The 17,093-nt window shown below is 69.1% G+C and carries 11 protein-coding genes, 1 tRNA gene and 2 pseudogenes; 8 read left to right on the forward strand and 6 right to left on the reverse strand.

The features are described from left to right. Positions 1-742: 742 nt before the first annotated feature. Positions 743-1,387, forward strand: a complete 645-nt coding sequence (locus tag ACIRPP_RS14340) for a hypothetical protein (RefSeq protein ID WP_403642180.1) — start codon at positions 743-745, stop codon at positions 1,385-1,387. A 162-nt stretch (positions 1,388-1,549) separates the two neighbouring features. Here the strand turns inward: ACIRPP_RS14340 and ACIRPP_RS14345 are convergent. From ACIRPP_RS14345 to ACIRPP_RS14370, 6 genes and pseudogenes are all read right to left on the reverse strand, one after another. After that, a pseudogene (locus tag ACIRPP_RS14345) lies at positions 1,550-1,928 on the reverse strand (IS701 family transposase); the annotation flags it as partial. A gap of 97 nt (positions 1,929-2,025) precedes the next feature. Next, positions 2,026-2,364 carry a type II toxin-antitoxin system PemK/MazF family toxin gene (locus ACIRPP_RS14350; protein WP_403641772.1) on the reverse strand — a complete coding sequence of 113 codons (339 nt, stop codon included), beginning with the start codon at positions 2,362-2,364 and terminating at the stop codon, positions 2,026-2,028. A gap of 603 nt (positions 2,365-2,967) precedes the next feature. Continuing rightward, positions 2,968-3,729, reverse strand: a pseudogene (locus ACIRPP_RS14355) (IS5 family transposase). Positions 3,730-3,908: 179 nt separating this feature from the next. After that, entirely contained in the window at positions 3,909-5,852 is a 1,944-nt protein-coding gene (locus tag ACIRPP_RS14360; RefSeq protein ID WP_403641775.1) for a caspase family protein, read from the reverse strand. After that, the gene (locus ACIRPP_RS14365) at positions 5,839-6,261 is read right to left on the reverse strand and encodes a hypothetical protein (protein WP_403641778.1); all 423 of its coding nucleotides are present in this window, start codon (positions 6,259-6,261) and stop codon (positions 5,839-5,841) included. The genes ACIRPP_RS14360 and ACIRPP_RS14365 overlap by 14 nt, the downstream gene beginning before the upstream one ends. A gap of 445 nt (positions 6,262-6,706) precedes the next feature. Beyond that, positions 6,707-6,778: transfer RNA gene (locus ACIRPP_RS14370), tRNA-Arg, on the reverse strand. Positions 6,779-6,934: 156 nt separating this feature from the next. Here ACIRPP_RS14370 and ACIRPP_RS14375 point away from each other — a divergent pair. The 7 genes from ACIRPP_RS14375 to rho all read left to right on the forward strand — a co-directional run bounded on the left by ACIRPP_RS14375 (position 6,935) and on the right by rho (position 16,664). Further along, the gene (locus ACIRPP_RS14375) at positions 6,935-7,462 is read left to right on the forward strand and encodes a response regulator (RefSeq protein ID WP_360596345.1); all 528 of its coding nucleotides are present in this window, start codon (positions 6,935-6,937) and stop codon (positions 7,460-7,462) included. A gap of 255 nt (positions 7,463-7,717) precedes the next feature. Continuing rightward, positions 7,718-8,842 (forward strand): ArgS-related anticodon-binding protein NrtL, encoded by a 1,125-nt coding sequence (gene nrtL, locus ACIRPP_RS14380; RefSeq protein WP_403641781.1) that lies wholly within the window; start codon positions 7,718-7,720, stop codon positions 8,840-8,842. 15 nt (positions 8,843-8,857) lie between these two features. After that, a complete protein-coding gene (lysA, locus tag ACIRPP_RS14385; RefSeq protein ID WP_403641784.1) occupies positions 8,858-10,249 on the forward strand; it encodes a diaminopimelate decarboxylase in 1,392 nt (463 codons plus the stop codon). Positions 10,250-10,393: 144 nt separating this feature from the next. Continuing rightward, complete coding sequence (locus ACIRPP_RS14390; RefSeq protein WP_164335378.1) at positions 10,394-11,686, forward strand: homoserine dehydrogenase; 1,293 nt, start codon at positions 10,394-10,396, stop codon at positions 11,684-11,686. Between the two features lie 6 nt (positions 11,687-11,692). After that, on the forward strand, positions 11,693-12,751 hold the full coding sequence (thrC, locus tag ACIRPP_RS14395) for a threonine synthase (protein WP_403641788.1): 1,059 nt from the start codon (positions 11,693-11,695) through the stop codon (positions 12,749-12,751). Positions 12,752-13,227: 476 nt separating this feature from the next. Continuing rightward, positions 13,228-14,145: a homoserine kinase gene (gene thrB / locus ACIRPP_RS14400; RefSeq protein ID WP_403641791.1), complete on the forward strand. Its 918-nt coding sequence runs from the start codon at positions 13,228-13,230 to the stop codon at positions 14,143-14,145. A gap of 398 nt (positions 14,146-14,543) precedes the next feature. Continuing rightward, entirely contained in the window at positions 14,544-16,664 is a 2,121-nt protein-coding gene (gene rho / locus ACIRPP_RS14405; protein ID WP_403641793.1) for a transcription termination factor Rho, read from the forward strand. The last annotated feature ends 429 nt before the right edge of the window (positions 16,665-17,093 follow it).

Consider the following 17,093-nt stretch of genomic DNA (forward strand, 5'->3'; position numbering starts at 1 on the left):
AGCTCTGTTCTGTGTGCCGCGTGGGGGCGGGGCGCCCCGCCCCCACGCCTGCGCAACGCGTCGGATCAGACCGGCGCGTTGTACATCACCGAAAAGGTCACCTTCTTGGCAGCGGGAGCGGCCTTGATGAGCTTCATCGCATTCTCCTTCCCGTTTCCCCCGGACGGGCTGCCCAGGTGGAACGAGCGTCATCCACCGCCCATTTACCGAACAAGGCCTTTCCGCCCGACAGGAATTGTGGCGTGCATCACGCCCACGCTCGGTTTACCCCTCGCCGACACACTTCGGCCATCCTCCGAACCATCGGAAACCCTTTCCGGCTCCCGGCCGTCCCACCCCGCTGACCGGGAATGCCTCGGACGCCCCCGCATCCGGCCGGGACAGCCACACATCACAACACGTCACATTCCAGCCGCGTAGCCCAACCAAGTCGGCCAACCCGTTTTCCGTTCCCCTGGCTTCGGCGCCGCAGAAAAAAGGGCGCGCTCCCCGATGAGCGGCGTTCACGCAGCGAAACGCTGATCGCCGAAGCCCGACCGCTGATCAAAACGAACCAAAGGGCACGGACCCCGGACGCCGGATCCCGGCCCCTGGCCCCGGCCCCCGGAAAGTCACTAGCCCCCACGCCCCCGACTCGCCACAATCCGACCCCGTGACGACGCCCCAGCAGACCCTGTTCCCGCCCCTGGCCCAGTCCTTGGTCCGAGCCGCCGCCCGCAACAACGCCGAATGGTGCGCGGTGATGAGCGGGGCACACGGCGTGCCGAACAGCTTCGGCCCCCAGAGCTGGGCAGCCCCCACCCGCACACCGCCCTACTACCCCGACGCGGTGACACTGGTACCGGACGCCGACCCGACCGAGCTCCTGAACCGCATCGACCTCACGGCCCCCGGCGCCACCATCAAGGACAGCTTCGCCGACCTGGACCTGACGGGAGCCGGCTTCCGCATCCTGTTCGAGGCCCAGTGGATCCACCGCCCGGCGAGCGCCCCCGCCGTGGCATCGGACGTCCCCTGGAGCGTGGTCGACACCGCGCCCGCCCTGCACACCTGGGCACACGCCTGGGACAACGGCCAGGGAAACGCCGACCTGTTCCGCCCCGAGCTGCTGAACGACCCGGCGACTGCCGTGCTGGCCGGACACGCGCCCGACGGCACGGTGACCGCCGGCGCGGTGGCCAGCCGCAGCGACCACGTCGTCGGCATCTCCAACGTCTTCGCCCGCAACGACGACCTGGACACCGCCTGGCCCATGATCCTGAACGCGGCCCACACCCTCTTCCCCGGCCACCCCCTGGTCGGCTACGAACACACCGCCGACCTGGAAGCCGCCCTCCACCACGGCTTCGAACCGATCGGGGCGCTGCGGATCTGGCTGCACGGGTAAAGCGGACGCCTGTGCCTGCCCGCCCATCCAGTCCGCTGCACGAAGAAGGCGCGGTAAGCAGCAGAGAAGGTGAACGGGCGCACGGGCACAGGTAGCGCAGTGCGAAGTAGCGATCACGGCACAGTAGGGCCGGGTTCATACTCCAGCTGTAGTTCGTGATCTTCATGTCTGGGTTGCGGCTTGCCGCCGGTAATAACTGGTGCGTGATGGTGCCTGGTGGCGGCGGCGCCAGTCGGACCAGGCAAGCCGGTGGGCCGCGCCGTGGACGGGTCGGGCGACGAGCGCGATGAACAGGCCGCAGATCTCGTTGCAGGTCAACGGGATCAGGCCGTCCGGCGTGGGCCGGTGTGCGTGTTGGTCGGCGCGGACGACGGCGAGGAAGGCGTGGGCCAGAATCGCGAGTGACCCAGCGGGCCCAGGAGGGATAGCGGCGGACCTGGTGCTCATCCAGCCCGGCCAGGCCCTTCTCAATAGGGAAGGTTTCCGCCACCCGCCATCTGGAGCCGGCGACCTTGACCAGCGTGGCCAGGGATGCCGGTGAACGCCTCCCGCGAGCGGACGGGATCTATGCTGTGACCTGCGGCCACCCTCATCGTTACTCCACACAAGTCAGCAAGATCACGATCTGCGGCTGAGTGCTAGGAAAGTCCTAAGATCACGCGAACGCGGTTCTCCACCTGCCTCATCTCGGCCGGATCTAACAGTCCGAGACGCCTACGGAGCCTGGACTTGTTGACTGTGTGCAGGTCAGTGCAGTTGACGTAGGACTCGTCGTATTTGGTAACGCCGCATTCAGGACCAATGGGAATGTGAGTAGCTGCAGGTCCAGACGTCCCCGTGACCACAGCAATCGTCACCGCCGATAGGGGCTCAGCAATGCGATTGACCGTGAGGACCACTACCGGATGTGCGCCAATGGGGCTTGGCAGCACACATCCCCAGACCTCACCGCGCAACGCCGTGCCGGGGCTCACCATTCGATTTCGTCCCCTGCCGCCAGCTCCTCTGCCGTGGCGGGTAGTACACCTGCGGGAGCAGGAGCGGGAGCCCCCTGGTAGAAGGACCGAATCTCCTCAGAGGCTGCTACCTCCGCTGCCTCGCGTGAGAGCAAGCGGAGTCCCTCTCGAAGCGCATCGGAGACCGATGGCAGGTTCAGGGACTGCATCACCAGTCGCAGGTCTGCCATTTCGTCAGGCCTCAGTCTGACCTGAGCCACTTCGGTAGATCGAGAGTGGCTGCCTTTTTGGGACCGTCCACGGTACTGATCAGACTTTGCGTGTTGCGTGGTTTTGCTACTCAGAGGGGTCTTGGTCGTCCTGCTGCGTGTAACACTCGCCTCGCCTCGCTTTGTGCGGGTAACAGATGGCTTGGCTTTTTTGCCTCGGGTTTCAGGGGTCATCAGTCCTCCTTCCGGCGCTTCGTAGTACAGATGTCATACGCCAAGTGTCAGGGGCATGGCTCGGCTGGTCAAGGCAGCGCGATGGGGCTGGCAGGCGTCGCTGTAAGCGCAGGCCCGGAGCGTGTCGGAGGTGTGTCGCGTGTATCGCAGATGGTGCGCGAACAGTGAGCGTTTTCCATCTTCATCTTGAGCAGGTCAGATGAAGGGTGAGTACGGCCTGGACAAGGCTGGTGATCCGGGTGGTCGAGCACCGCAGTTTGCAGAGGAGCCGCCACCTTGAGGGTGGCGACGGCCTGCTCGACGAGGGCTCGGATCTTCGCGTGGGACCGGTTCACTGCCTGCTGGCCTGAGGAGAGGGTCTCCCACCGCCCCCAGCACGGGATGCGGACCGTGCCTCCGGCACCTCGGTATCCCTTGTCGGCCCAGCACGAGACACCGGCCTCGGCCAGGGCGTCGATGATGCCGTGTTCGCGGGCCGCGCGGATGTCATGGACGGCACCGGGCAAAGCCGTGATGCCCACAGCAGCCGACCGAAGGGATCGGCGATGACCTGTACGTTCACCCCGTGCTCCTTGTGTTTGCCGGAGTAGAACGGCCGGTCCGCGACGATGCGGTCGATCGGCAGGAGCGTGCCGTCCAGGATCAGATACGCCTTCGCCGACGCGGTCCGTACCACGTCGGCCAGACTGGGGGCGAGAGCGGCCAGGAGCTCGACCGCCTCGGTGGCATAGCGGTAAGCCGTCGTGGTGCCGACGCCGAATCCGGCGGCGAGCTGGGCATAGGTGTGTCCCACCCGGAGATGGGCGAGGGTGAGCAGGGCCTGGCGGCCGGCGGTCAGGCGCCGCCACCGGGAGCCGCTCGCGCGGCGGTGGCGCCGCAACTGCTGCGCGAGGAAGCGGAGGGCGGAGCTGGACACGTCGACGCCCGACGGGTTGACAAGCACGTGAAGCCTCTGGTGGAGACGGTTCTCTTGGTCGAAAACCCATCTACCAGGGGCTTCACTCGTTGTCAGCCCAACTGGCCAGCCTGAGCGCCAGGTTGGAAAACGCTCACTGATGCTTGGCGCTGTCCGGCTTGTTTGTACAGGTGGGAGGCGTAACCCGACAGTCGTGAAACGCCGTCTTAGCTGAGGGACCACACGGCAGCAGTCTTGTCGAGACTGCCGGTCGCGAGGCGGGTGCTGTTTGAATTGAATGCCAAACCCCACGTGGGTTTCTTGTGCTGCACATCGAGCAGTCGTTCGCCTGTGGAAGTGTCCCAAACTGCCACCGTCCCGTGACGGATGGCGGCCAGGCGGGTACTATCCTGACTGAAAGTCCAACTGTCGGCATGCCGAAAAAAATCGGGCTCACCGCGCAGGGGAATCTGGAGCAGTTGTTCACCAGAGATGGTGTCCCAGAACACCACGGTATCGCGGATAGCGGTAAGCAAGCGGGTGCCGTCCTGGCTGAACGTCAAGGCGACCGGACTGACAGTATCGTGATCCAATAGCAGCTGCCGTGCTCCGGTGGCGGCGTCCCACAGTAGCGCGGCGCGGACGCCGCCGGTCGCCAAGCGGGTGCCGTTTGGACTGAATGCGAGGCAATCAACGGCGTCGTCGCCGCGTTTCGGGATCTCGAGGAGGTGTCGGCCGGTGACGGCGTCCCAGAGCACCGGGGTGCCACGCTCGCCTACAGCAGCTACGCGAATGCTGTCCGGACTGAAGACCAAGCTCCTAATCTTTCCTTGACCCTTCGAGAGCTGGATCTTGAGGAGTTGTTGGCCGGTGGCGGCATCCCAGATCACTGCGGCTTCGTCTTCATCTGCGACAGTGGCCAGTCGTGTGCCATCTGGACTGAGAGCCATGGCCTCCAATGGATTCCATAAAGTGCCTATCTTCTTCCGCCACACAATATTCGAAGTATTGGGATCGCGCAGGTCCCATATGCCGAGATGGCGTGTGGTCGCGATGGCCAGGAGTGCGCCGTCTGGGCTGAACGCCAGATGCATCGCCCACTGCCCGACCTCGATTTTGCGCGGGACCACGGGGTACGGGTCCGGTGGGGGCGACGATGGATCAGGCGCGTTTCCGTAGCCGTTGAGTAGGGGGAGGGAGGAAAGCGGTCTGGGAATTCGGGGGTTGGTGCGTGGCGCTGCCGTCTGCGTCGAGGTTTCGTCTGCCTCGTCATCGAGTTTGCTCTGTGGTCTCCTCTCGAGCGCTGAAGTGGGCTGTGGCAGGACCTGCTCAACCCTGTTACCGGCTGCCCCCTTCAGGCGGATTTGATCAGCATAGGAGGTGGCGGCCAGGTCGGGAGTGCGGCCGTCCGAGGTCCCGTCTCTGTTGGGGCGCCGGGCGATCGCCATACTGCCTTCTCCGCCTAGTAGCCAGCGATGAGGCGTTTGCCTGGCGCCGCTCGCCAGAAGGCGGTCGTTCACATGGAAGTACAGGTCTTCGACGGACACCCACCCGTCGCCGTCGCGGTCAGCCTCGCCGGTGCGGAGTCCGCTGACGATCGCCGCGGTAAAGGCAGACATTTGTGACTGTCCGGTCTCGGTGAAGTGGTCACCCTCCCAGGCGTACTGGAGTGCGTTGGTCGCGGTGATGACGGCGGTCCCGGTGCCATGAAAGCGGTCGCGGAGGTTGACCGTCGTATCGCCCTTCGCGCCGGGGTCAAACGCCCCGCTGTAACAGCAGTCAAGGAGGAGCACCATGCTGCGGGCTACGCAGCGACTAAGTTGACTGCTGAGGAAAGCTGCTGAGACTGCGGTGGATTCCAGCAAGGCCGGGTCATGTTCGGTGTCGGTGCCGGCAAAGTACAGATAGCCGTCGTCGTCCTTGATGCCGTGACAGGAGAAATAGAGAAGTAATTGATCGTCGGTCCTACGGCGGACGAGGAACTCCTGCACCTTGCGCCGAATGACGTGTGTGGGTTGGTCCAGAGCTGTGTGGACCGTATAGTTTCCAATGTCTGGTGCCGATAACACGGCGCCCAAAGACTGGGAGTCTCGGCCGGGAGCCATGAGCCGACTGAACTGTGAGTCGGCGTATGTCGACGTCGCGACAATCAGGCTCTCACGGACTCCCATGGGTCATCTCCCCCTGGGGTGTCTCCCCTTCCTGCGGGGATGTGGCCGTCCTCCGACGGAAGTCGTCAATCAGTTCGCGCTGTTCCACTTCGGACAGGCCGGAAGCGGCCAAGGAGCGCTCGCCCTCGACGATCTCCACGCTGCGGCCAGCGGCCCGCTCCGACCACGTCTGGAAAAGGGAGACTACTGAGCTGAAGACGTGCGGTGCGAGAGTAACCAACATTGCGCCTAGAACAATGCCGTTCCCGGCTTTGGTGTTGGGGGGTCGGCCTTCGTCCCGCTGCAGCCGCACCTCCTCCACACCGACTTGGAGTAGTAATTTGCGCAGCTGAGCTGTGCCCTCCGCGCGCTCCCGCTCGTCAGCTTCCGGTCCCGTGTTGACAATGACATGGATCTGCACGTATGCCATGGCACCCCCTCTTGAGAGGATACCAAGGTAAAGACATAGAGAGGGAGGATTCGTCGCAATGAGTAGCGCGCTCGACGAGTCGCGTCGACACCCAGGACGCCGACGGCACCCGTACCGCGGACGACGTGTGGGCCCGGTGGCGCATGGGTGGCCTCCAGGGCCTTTCTGTCGATCCGAGCACTCCACGTGGTGCCGGCCGCCGCTGCGACAGCGCCGACGAGCCCAAGACCTCCGGCGATAGAGGCGTCCAACCCCTGGTCCCTCGCAGCACCCTCATCGTGACTGGCGCGGTATGTAGCTACGCCTGAGGTGACGAGTGTGTCGTAGGTGTGTCGCGAACACCGAGAGACAACGAGAGAGGGCTGGAGTCAGTGAGACTGACTCCAGCCCTCTTCTGTCGGCATCCGCCCTGGTCAGCACTTGATTTCTGCTGATGCTCGGCGAGTGCCCCCGGCAGGATTCGAACCTGCGCACACGGCTCCGGAGGCCGTTGCTCTATCCCCTGAGCTACGGGGGCGTGTCGGGCGCGGTGATCGCGGCGACGGGTAGAACACTACCAGTTCCGGTGGGGTGGTCATGAACCCCTTTTCGTGAGTCGGCCGAGGTCCCGCCGAGGCCCGGGAGGCGTCTCCGGTCAGCTCCGTGAGCGGTGGGTCGCCCGTGCGGGGTGGAAGTGGGGAAAAGCCGGACGCGGTGGTCGGTCCGGACCTACTCTCGAGTTGTGTCAGGGGCGTCTGGCCGGGTTCTTGTTGTCGACGACAACAAGGTCATCCGGCAGCTGATCAGGGTCAATCTCGAGCTGGAGGGCATCGAGGTCGTGACCGCGGCCGATGGTGCCGAGTGTCTCGAAGTCGTTCATCAGGTGCGGCCCGACGCCGTCACCCTTGATGTGGTCATGCCGCGGCTGGACGGGATCCGGACCGCTGCGCGGCTGCGGTCGGATCCACGTACCCGCGATCTGCCGCTCGCCATCGTCAGTGCCTGCAATCCGCACGAGGTCGAGAGCGGGCTCGAAGTCGGGGTCGACGCCTTTCTCGCCAAGCCCTTCGAGCCTGCCGAACTCGTCCACATCGTGAGGCAGTTGGTCGAGCGCGGGCAGCGCGGTGGCCCACGGCCGGGAGGCCCCGGCGTGGATCGGCTAGGGCGGGTCGCCGGCAGCGCCGACGGTTCCCAGTGGGCTGCCGATCACGCGGGAGGTTGACGGCGGACCTCCGGGAGTGGCGGACCTTCGGGAGTGGCGGACCTTCGGGAGTGGCGGGCCTTCGGGAGTGGCGGGCCTTCGGGAGTGGCGGACCTTCGGGAGTGGCGGGCCTTCGGGAGTGGCGGACCTTCGGGAGTGGGGGAGTGGTGCCGGTCCTCCCCCCGCCCCCCTCGCCCGTCCACCCCGTTGTCCACATCGCGGGACCACCGCAAACCGGTTCGCCTACCCACCCCCCTCCTCGCCTACGCTTGTCCCGTGACCCCCGTCGAGCTCTCCCGCACCGTGCTGCGCGCCGTGCGTTGTGCTGTCGAGGAGGGGGAGCTGGACGTGGCCGTGCCCGAGCGGGTCGTGGTCGCGCCGCCGGGTGGCGGGGGGTGTGGGGACTACGCCACCGGTGTCGCCCTCCAGCTCGCCCGGCCCGCCGGTGAGACCCCGCAGCGGGTGGCCGGCATCCTGCGCGCGCAGCTGCTCCGGCAGCGCGGGATCGGCGAGGTCGTCGTCACCGGGCCCGGGTTCCTCAACATCAGCTTGCGCGGCTCGGCTGCCGTCGCCCTCGTCGCCGAGATCCTGGCGGCCGGCGCGCGGTACGGGGAGAGCGACGTCCTCGGCGGACAGGTCGTCCCGCTGGTCGTTCCCCGGGAAGTGCGGGCCGTCGTCCACGCCGACGTGCTCCGTCGCATCCTCCGGTCGCAAGGCGCCGACGCCTACATCCACGCCGACAGCCCCAGCGGCATCCGCGCCCGCGTCCAGACCCGCGTCCACACCCACCCCAGCACGGACATCCCCCTCCCCTCGTCCTGGCACACGGTCCTCGGCGTCCCCGACAGCCTCCCTGCGGCCCCCGCCCCCCACGGTGACGTAGTCGCGCCCCTCACCCCCGTCCCCGTAGCCGCCCCCGACGCTCTGTTGGGCCTCGGGCGGGACGCCGCCCGGTGGGCGTCGGCGTATCCCGCGGCGCATGATCGGGTCGTCGTCTCCGGGGAGCATCTGGTGCAGCGGGAGAGCAATCCCCTCTTCCGGGTGCGGTACGCCCACGCCCGGGTTCGTGCCCTGCTGCGCAACGCCGCCGACCTCGGTTTCCGGGCCGAGCCCGGGGAGACGGCCGTCCAAGGGCCGGCCGGGCGGGCCCTGCTCGCGGTCCTCGGCGACCACCCCCGGGTCCTTGCCGTCGCTGCCGCCCAGCGTGCGCCCGACCGGGTGGCCCGGCAGCTCGTCGGGGTCGCGGATGCCGTGCTGCCGCTGTTGCCGGACGTGCTGCCGCTCGGGGAGGAGAAACCCTCGGCCGCCCACCGTGCCCGGCTCGCGCTTGCCGAAGCCGCCGGGGCGGTGCTGGCCGGCGGCCTGGACCTGCTCGGCATCGACGCACCCGACCACCTCTGAGAGAGCACGCGAAGAATGAGCCGTTCCGCACACCCCGCCGGGCCCCGTTACGCCGATGTCCTTCCCGAGGGGCACTACTCCGCACCGCCCGCCGATCTGAACGCCCTGGACGCGAAGGTGTGGGCCGAGACCGTCGCCCGGGACGAGGACGGGGTCGTCACGGTGGGCGGGATTCCCGTGACCCGGCTGGCCGAGGAGTTCGGCACGCCCGCCTACATCCTCGACGAGACCGACTTCCGGTCCCGGGCGCGGGCCTGGCGCACCGCGTTCGGGAGCGAGGCCGACGTGTTCTACGCCGGCAAGGCGTTCCTGTCCCGGGCCGTGGTGCGGTGGCTGCACGAGGAGGGGCTGAACCTCGACGTGTGCTCGGGCGGGGAGCTGGCGACGGCCCTGTCGGCCGGGATGCCCGCCGAGCGGATCGCCTTCCACGGCAACAACAAGTCGCCCGAGGAGATCCGCCGTGCCGTCGAGGCCGGGGTGGGGCGGATCGTGCTCGACTCGTTCCAGGAGATCGTGCGGGTCGCGCACATCGCGCAGTCGCTGGGCAGGCGGCAGCGGGTGCAGATCCGGATCACGGTCGGCGTCGAGGCGCACACGCACGAGTTCATCGCCACGGCCCACGAGGACCAGAAGTTCGGCATCCCGCTCGCGGGCGGGCAGGCCGCCGAGGCGGTGCGGCGGGCGTTGCAGCTGGACGGGCTGGAGCTGATCGGGATCCACTCGCACATCGGGTCGCAGATCTTCGACATGTCGGGGTTCGAGGTCGCCGCGCACCGGGTCGTCGGGCTGCTCAAGGAGGTCCGTGACGAGCACGGGGTCGAGCTGCCCGAGATCGACCTCGGGGGCGGGCTCGGGATCGCGTACACCAGCGACGACGACCCGCGGGAGCCGCACGAGATCGCCAAGGCGCTGACCGAGATCGTCACCCGGGAGTGCGAGTCCGCCCGGCTGGCCACGCCGCGCATCTCGGTGGAGCCGGGGCGGGCCATCGCCGGGCCGACCGCGTTCACGCTGTACGAGGTGGGCACGACGAAGCCGCTGGAGGGGCTGCGCACGTACGTCTCCGTCGACGGGGGGATGTCGGACAACATCCGGACCGCCCTGTACGACGCCGACTACAGCGTCGCCCTGGTCTCCCGCACCTCCGACGCCGAGCCGATGCTGTGCCGCGTCGTCGGCAAGCACTGCGAGAGCGGTGACATCGTGGTGCGGGACGCGTTCCTGCCGGCGGACCTGGCTCCGGGGGACCTGATCGCCGTGCCGGCGACGGGGGCGTACTGCCGGTCGATGGCCAGCAACTACAACCACGTGCTGCGTCCCCCGGTGGTCGCCGTGAGCGGTGGCGAGGCGCGGGTGATCGTGCGCCGGGAGACGGAGGAGGACCTGCTCCGGCTGGACGTCGGTTAGCCGGCGGGCGGCGCGGCGGAAGATCTCCGGTTTCCCCGGCCGCCAAAATGAAATAGATGTCTCACGATCCGGACATAGGGCAGAAACGTCCGTCCGGTGAGTGAGACTGGTGCAACCGAGACGGTAATCAGGAAACGAGGTCGGATGATGCGTACGCGTCCGCTGAAGGTGGCGCTGCTGGGCTGTGGAGTGGTCGGCTCAGAGGTGGCGCGCATCATGACGACGCACGCCGACGACCTCGCCGCCCGCATCGGCGCCCCGGTGGAACTGGCCGGGGTCGCCGTGCGCCGCCCGGACCGGGTGCGCGAGGGCATCCCGGCCGAGCTCATCACCACCGACGCCACCGCCCTGGTCAAACGCGGCGACCTGGACGTCGTCGTCGAGGTCATCGGCGGGATCGAGCCCGCCCGGTCGCTGATCGCCACCGCCTTCGAGCACGGCGCGTCCGTGGTCTCCGCGAACAAGGCGCTGCTCGCCCAGGACGGCGCGGCCCTGCACGCCGCGGCCGAGGAGCACGGCAAGGACCTCTACTACGAGGCCGCCGTCGCCGGCGCGATCCCGCTGATCCGCCCGCTGCGCGAGTCGCTCGCCGGGGACAAGGTGAACCGGGTGCTGGGCATCGTCAACGGCACCACCAACTTCATCCTCGACAAGATGGACACCACCGGCGCCGGCTACCAGGAGGCCCTCGACGAGGCCACCGCGCTCGGCTACGCCGAGGCCGACCCGACCGCCGACGTGGAGGGCTTCGACGCGGCCGCCAAGGCCGCCATCCTCGCCGGGATCGCCTTCCACACCCGCGTGCGCCTCGACGACGTGTACCGCGAGGGCATGACCGAGGTGACCGCCGCGGACTTCGCCTCCGCCAAGGAGATGGGCTGCACCATCAAGCTGCTCGCCATCTGCGAGCGGGCGGCGGACGGCGCCTCGGTCACGGCCCGCGTGCACCCGGCGATGATCCCGCTGACGCATCCGCTGGCCTCGGTGCGCGGCGCGTACAACGCGGTGTTCGTGGAGTCGGACGCCGCCGGGCAGCTGATGTTCTACGGTCCCGGCGCGGGCGGCGCGCCGACCGCGTCGGCGGTGCTCGGCGACTTGGTCGCGGTGTGCCGCAACCGGCTCAACGGGGCCACCGGACCGGGGGAGTCCGCGTACGCGGCGCTGCCCGTCTCGCCGATGGGCGAGGTGGTCACGCGGTACCACATCAGTCTGGACGTGGCGGACAAACCGGGTGTCCTGGCCCAGGTCGCCACCGTGTTCGCGGAGCACGGTGTCTCGATCGACACGGTTCGCCAGCAGGGCAAGGACGGGGAGGCATCCCTCGTCGTCGTCACCCACCGCGCGTCCGACGCGGCCCTCGTCGGGACGGTCGAGGCGCTCCGCAATCTCGACACCGTGCGCGGTGTCGCCAGCATCATGCGGGTTGAAGGAGAGTAGGCAGCAATGACCCACCAGTGGCGCGGAATCATCGAGGAGTACCGGGACCGGCTGCCGGTATCCGACAGCACGCCGGTCGTGACGCTCCGTGAGGGCGGTACGCCGCTCGTGCCCGCGCAGGTGCTCTCCGAGCGCACCGGCTGCGAGGTCCACCTCAAGGTCGAGGGCGCCAACCCCACCGGGTCCTTCAAGGACCGCGGCATGACGATGGCCATCTCCAAGGCCAAGGAGGAGGGCGCGAAGGCCGTCATCTGCGCCTCCACCGGCAACACCTCCGCCTCGGCTGCCGCGTACGGGGTGCGCGCCGGGATGGTGTCGGCGGTGCTCGTGCCGCAGGGCAAGATCGCGCTCGGCAAGATGGGCCAGGCGCTGGTGCACGGCGCGAAGATCCTCCAGGTCGACGGGAACTTCGACGACTGCCTCACGCTCGCCCGCGGCCTGAGCGACAACTACCCCGTCGCGCTGGTCAATTCGGTCAATCCGGTCCGTATCGAGGGCCAGAAGACCGCCGCGTTCGAGATCGTCGACATGCTGGGCGACGCCCCGGACATCCACGTCCTGCCGGTGGGCAACGCGGGCAACATCACCGCCTACTGGCGGGGGTACCGCGAGTACGCTGCCGACGGCGTCTCGACCCGCACCCCGCGCATGTGGGGCTTCCAGGCGTCCGGCAGCGCGCCGATCGTGCGCGGCGAGGTCGTCAAGGACCCCTCGACCATCGCCACGGCCATCCGCATCGGCAACCCGGCCTCCTGGCAGTTCGCACTCGACGCGCGCGACGAGTCCGGCGGACTGATCGAGGAGGTGACGGACCGTGAGATCCTGCGCGCCTACCGGCTGTTGGCCTCGCAGGAGGGCGTGTTCGTCGAGCCCGCGTCGGCCGCGTCGGTGGCCGGTCTGCTGAAGGCCGCCGAGCAGGGCAAGGTCGACCCGGGACAGCGCATCGTGTGCACGGTCACCGGCAACGGTCTGAAGGACCCTGACTGGGCCGTCGCGGGAGCCCCGCAGCCGGTCACCGTCCCGGTCGACGCCGCGACCGCGGCCGAGCGGCTGGGCCTGGTCTGACCCGCCCGGCCGGTGACCCCGGGTCACCGGCCGGCGTCCGGCCGCCGTCTTCGGCGTCCCGCAGTCGTCGTCCCGCCGTCTCCGGCGGCGTCCGGCCGCCCCCGTCGGCGCCCGCGTCGCCCGCCCCTGCGCGGGGCGGTGGCCGCTCGCGCACCGGGCGGGTTCCCGGCCCGTACACAGGCGTAAAGGGGCGCCCACCTGGGAAAGTTCTGGGCAGGGTGGCACAGGGGGCTTACGACACGCATCGTGCGCCTCCCGTGCGCCCTATGTCGACACAGAACCTTCCTTCGATAGGCTGTACTGAACCCGCCCGCCGCATATGCCGCGGTACAGCGTCGTCCCCATGGTCCGGACCGTGGCCCGGGGCGGCCCGGAAAGCGGCCGGCCAGCCCGGTCGGCGGCGTCCCCCCATCGGTTTTCCGTTCGTCATCGAATGTCATTCGACAGACACGCAGCTCAAGGAGAGTCATCGAGCGATGGCCGGTCCCGCCTTCCGCGCTGCCGCCGTCCGGGTGCGCGTTCCCGCCACCAGCGCCAACCTCGGCCCGGGCTTCGACGCCCTCGGCCTCGCGCTGGGCCTCTACGACGACGTCGTCGTCCGGGTGGCCGACTCGGGACTGCACATCGACATCGCCGGTGAGGGCAGCGAGACCCTCCCGCGCGACGAGAGGCACCTGCTCGTACGCTCCCTGCGCACCGCGTTCGACCTGCTCGGCGGGCAGCCCCGCGGCCTCGAGATCGTGTGCGCCAACCGCATCCCGCACGGCCGCGGACTCGGCTCCTCCTCGGCCGCCATCTGCGCCGGGATCGTCGCCGCCCGCGCCGTGACCATAGGCGCCGACGCCAGACTGGACGACACCGCGCTGCTCGAACTCGCCACCGAGATCGAGGGCCACCCCGACAACGTCGCGGCCTGCCTGCTCGGCGGGTTCACCCTGTCCTGGATGGACTCCGGCGCCGCCCGCGCGATCCGCATGGAACCCGCGGCCTCCATCGTCCCGGTGGTCTTCGTCCCCGGGAAGCCGGTCCTCACCGAAACCGCGCGCGGCCTGCTCCCGCGCACCGTCCCGCACGTCGACGCCGCCGCCAACGCGGGCCGTGCCGCCCTGCTCGTCGAGGCCCTGACCAGGCGCCCCGAGCTGCTGCTGCCCGCCACCGAGGACCGCCTGCACCAGGAGTACCGCGCCCCGGCCATGCCGGAGAGCGCCGCACTGGTGGAACGCCTGCGGACGGACGGCGTACCGGCCGTCATCTCGGGCGCCGGTCCCACCGTCATGGCGCTGGCCGACGCGGAGACCGCCGACAAGGTCGAAGCCCTGGCAGGACCCGACTGGGCCGCCAACCGGCTCCACCTGGACCAGCACGGAGCGAGCGTGCTGCCGCTCGCCACCTGACACGGTTGCCGGATGAAGAGAGGGGGAATGTTTGTTGGATCCGGTAGTGTTAACCTCAAGTCTGCACCCGACCCCACCATGGCGAGGTGCCTCGTGTCCCCGTTCGGGACAGACATTCTTCCGGGAGCTCCCCAAGCCACACTGTGTTCTCTGCTACGTACGCGAGTAGTACGTCGTACGCGGACACCGAGGGCCCACCGGGCTCGATCCGGAACCGGTGCAACCACGCCACGTGTCACTCGGTGCCACGGCTCGAGGTAGCGCCATCACCAGAAATTTCTTCCGCCGCTGAGGCGGACCACCGCCCCGGCACGGTTCTCGAAGAAGAACCGAAGCCGGACAGCACAACCGGTCGCCGAGCCAGACAGGCCGACGTCCGCTCCAGGGAAGGACCCTTCGTGAGCGACACCACCGATCTGATGGGCGCACGTGTCGAGGAGACCGCTGCCGCGCCCGCCACGGACGCTTCCGCGCCTGCCACCGGTGCCGGCTCCCGGCGGCGCCGCGGTACCGGCCTCGAGGGCATGGTGCTGGCCGAGCTGCAGCAGGTCGCATCCGGCCTCGGCATCAGGGGCACCGCGCGCATGCGCAAGAGCCAGCTGATCGAGGTCATCAAGGAGGCGCAGGCCGCCGGAGGCAGCGCCCCGGCCAAGGCCGACGCGCCCGCCGAGACCAAGCCGAAGCGCCGCACCACCTCCCGTGCCCGTACGGACGACGCTGCGGAGAAGGACGCGGCCGCCCCGGCCGAGGCCCCCGCCGACAAGGCCGCGGACGCCGCGCAGCAGCAGATCGACATCCCGGGCCAGCCCTCCCCGAAGGCCGACGCCCCCGCCGAGCAGGCCGCCGACGAGGCGCCCGCCGAGCGCCGCCGGCGTCGCGCCACCGCCGAGGCCGGCGCCCCGGCCGCCGCGACCGGGACGGTCGCCGCCGACGCGAAGACGGACACCCGGTCCGAGCCGCAGAGCGAGCCGAAGGGCGACGCCCCGGCGCAGCAGCAGAACCAGCAGTCGCAACAGCAGAACCAGCAGCAGGGTCAGCCGTCGCAGGGCGACGGCAAGTCGGACCACGACGGCGGCGAGGGCCGCCGCCGGGACCGCCGCGACCGCGGACGCGGCAACGACCGTGGCGACCGCGGCAACGACCGCGGTGACCGTGGCAACGACCGCGGAGGCCGCGGCAAGGGCGACGACCAGCAGCAGAACCAGGGCGGCCAGGGCGGCCGTCAGAACCAGCAGCAGGGCGGCGGCGGCCGGCAGGACCGGCAGCAGCACGACGACGACGACTTCGAGGGCGGCCGCCGTGGCCGTCGCGGCCGCTACCGCGACCGCCGTGGCCGCCGGGGCCGCGACGACGTGCAGGAGCCGCAGATCAACGAGGACGACGTCCTGATCCCCGTCGCGGGCATCCTGGACATCCTCGACAACTACGCCTTCATCCGCACCTCCGGCTACCTGCCGGGCCCGAACGACGTGTACGTCTCCCTCGCCCAGGTCCGCAAGAACGGCCTGCGCAAGGGCGACCACATCACCGGCGCGGTCCGCCAGCCCAAGGAAGGCGAGCGGCGCGAGAAGTTCAACGCGCTGGTCCGTCTCGACTCCGTCAACGGCATGGCGCCCGAACACGGCCGCGGCCGCCCGGAGTTCAACAAGCTGACGCCGCTCTACCCGCAGGACCGCCTGCGCCTGGAGACCGACCCGGGCGTGCTGACCACGCGGATCATCGACCTCGTGTCGCCGATCGGCAAGGGCCAGCGCGGTCTGATCGTGGCCCCGCCGAAGACCGGCAAGACCATGATCATGCAGGCGATCGCCAACGCGATCACCCACAACAACCCCGAGTGCCACCTGATGGTCGTCCTCGTCGACGAGCGTCCGGAAGAGGTCACCGACATGCAGCGGTCGGTGAAGGGCGAGGTCATCTCCTCGACCTTCGACCGCCCGGCCGAGGACCACACCACGGTCGCCGAGCTCGCCATCGAGCGTGCCAAGCGCCTGGTGGAGCTGGGCCACGACGTCGTCGTGCTGCTCGACTCGATCACCCGCCTGGGCCGTGCGTACAACCTCGCCGCCCCGGCCTCCGGGCGCATCCTGTCCGGTGGTGTCGACTCCACGGCCCTGTACCCGCCGAAGCGCTTCTTCGGTGCGGCCCGCAACATCGAGGACGGCGGTTCGCTGACCATCCTCGCCACCGCCCTGGTGGACACCGGGTCCCGCATGGACGAGGTCATCTTCGAGGAGTTCAAGGGCACCGGCAACGCCGAGCTCAAGCTGGACCGCAAGCTCGCCGACAAGCGCATCTTCCCCGCGGTGGACGTCGACGCGTCCGGCACCCGTAAGGAAGAGATCCTGCTGGCCCCTGACGAGCTCGCCATCGTCTGGAAGCTGCGCCGGGTGCTGCACGCGCTCGACCAGCAGCAGGCGGTCGAGCTGCTGCTGGACAAGATGAAGCAGACCAAGTCGAACGCCGAGTTCCTGATGCAGATCCAGAAGACGACGCCGACTCCCGGCAACGGGGACTGACCCCCGCCGGATCAAGCAGCACCCGAAGTGGCCGTCCTGTGCGCAGGGCGGCCACTTCGCGTGTTCCGGGACCCTCCGCGAGGCCGCAGAAGGGCCGCGGGCGCGAAAGCCGCGGCACGGGGCAGACGTACCGGTACAAGGGCACCGGAAAGGCCACCCGCGAGATCTTCGCCACACGGACGTCCGCCGCGGCCGATTTCGATCAGTACGGCATGCATGGCCGAAAACGCAGGTGAGCGGCGCATTCGCCGCTCTTCGGCGGAACGTGTACCCGCCCCGCCGGCCACCGGCCGGGCACAGGGCCCCGTGCAACCCTGTGCCGGGTTTCCCCGTCTGAGGCATGGAGCGACCATGGGTGTTGTACGGGCCGTCACCGGTCATGTCCGACGCCGCGCAGGGGGTACCCGACCGGAGCAGAGCTGAGGAGCG

Origin of the sequence: Streptomyces sp. NPDC101219, from assembly GCF_044767675.1 — a bacterium.
Taxonomy (GTDB): Bacteria; Actinomycetota; Actinomycetes; order Streptomycetales; family Streptomycetaceae; genus Streptomyces.

Coding starts and splice junctions, on each gene's coding strand:
- ACIRPP_RS14340 (WP_403642180.1), top strand. CDS start 743: ATGAGCGGGGCACACGGCGTGCCGAACAGCTTCGGCCCCCAGAGCTGG.
- ACIRPP_RS14350 (WP_403641772.1), bottom strand. CDS start 2,364: ATGGTGAGCCCCGGCACGGCGTTGCGCGGTGAGGTCTGGGGATGTGTG.
- ACIRPP_RS14360 (WP_403641775.1), bottom strand. CDS start 5,852: ATGGGAGTCCGTGAGAGCCTGATTGTCGCGACGTCGACATACGCCGAC.
- ACIRPP_RS14365 (WP_403641778.1), bottom strand. CDS start 6,261: ATGGCATACGTGCAGATCCATGTCATTGTCAACACGGGACCGGAAGCT.
- lysA (WP_403641784.1), top strand. CDS start 8,858: ATGAGCCGTTCCGCACACCCCGCCGGGCCCCGTTACGCCGATGTCCTT.
- ACIRPP_RS14390 (WP_164335378.1), top strand. CDS start 10,394: ATGATGCGTACGCGTCCGCTGAAGGTGGCGCTGCTGGGCTGTGGAGTG.
- thrC (WP_403641788.1), top strand. CDS start 11,693: ATGACCCACCAGTGGCGCGGAATCATCGAGGAGTACCGGGACCGGCTG.
- thrB (WP_403641791.1), top strand. CDS start 13,228: ATGGCCGGTCCCGCCTTCCGCGCTGCCGCCGTCCGGGTGCGCGTTCCC.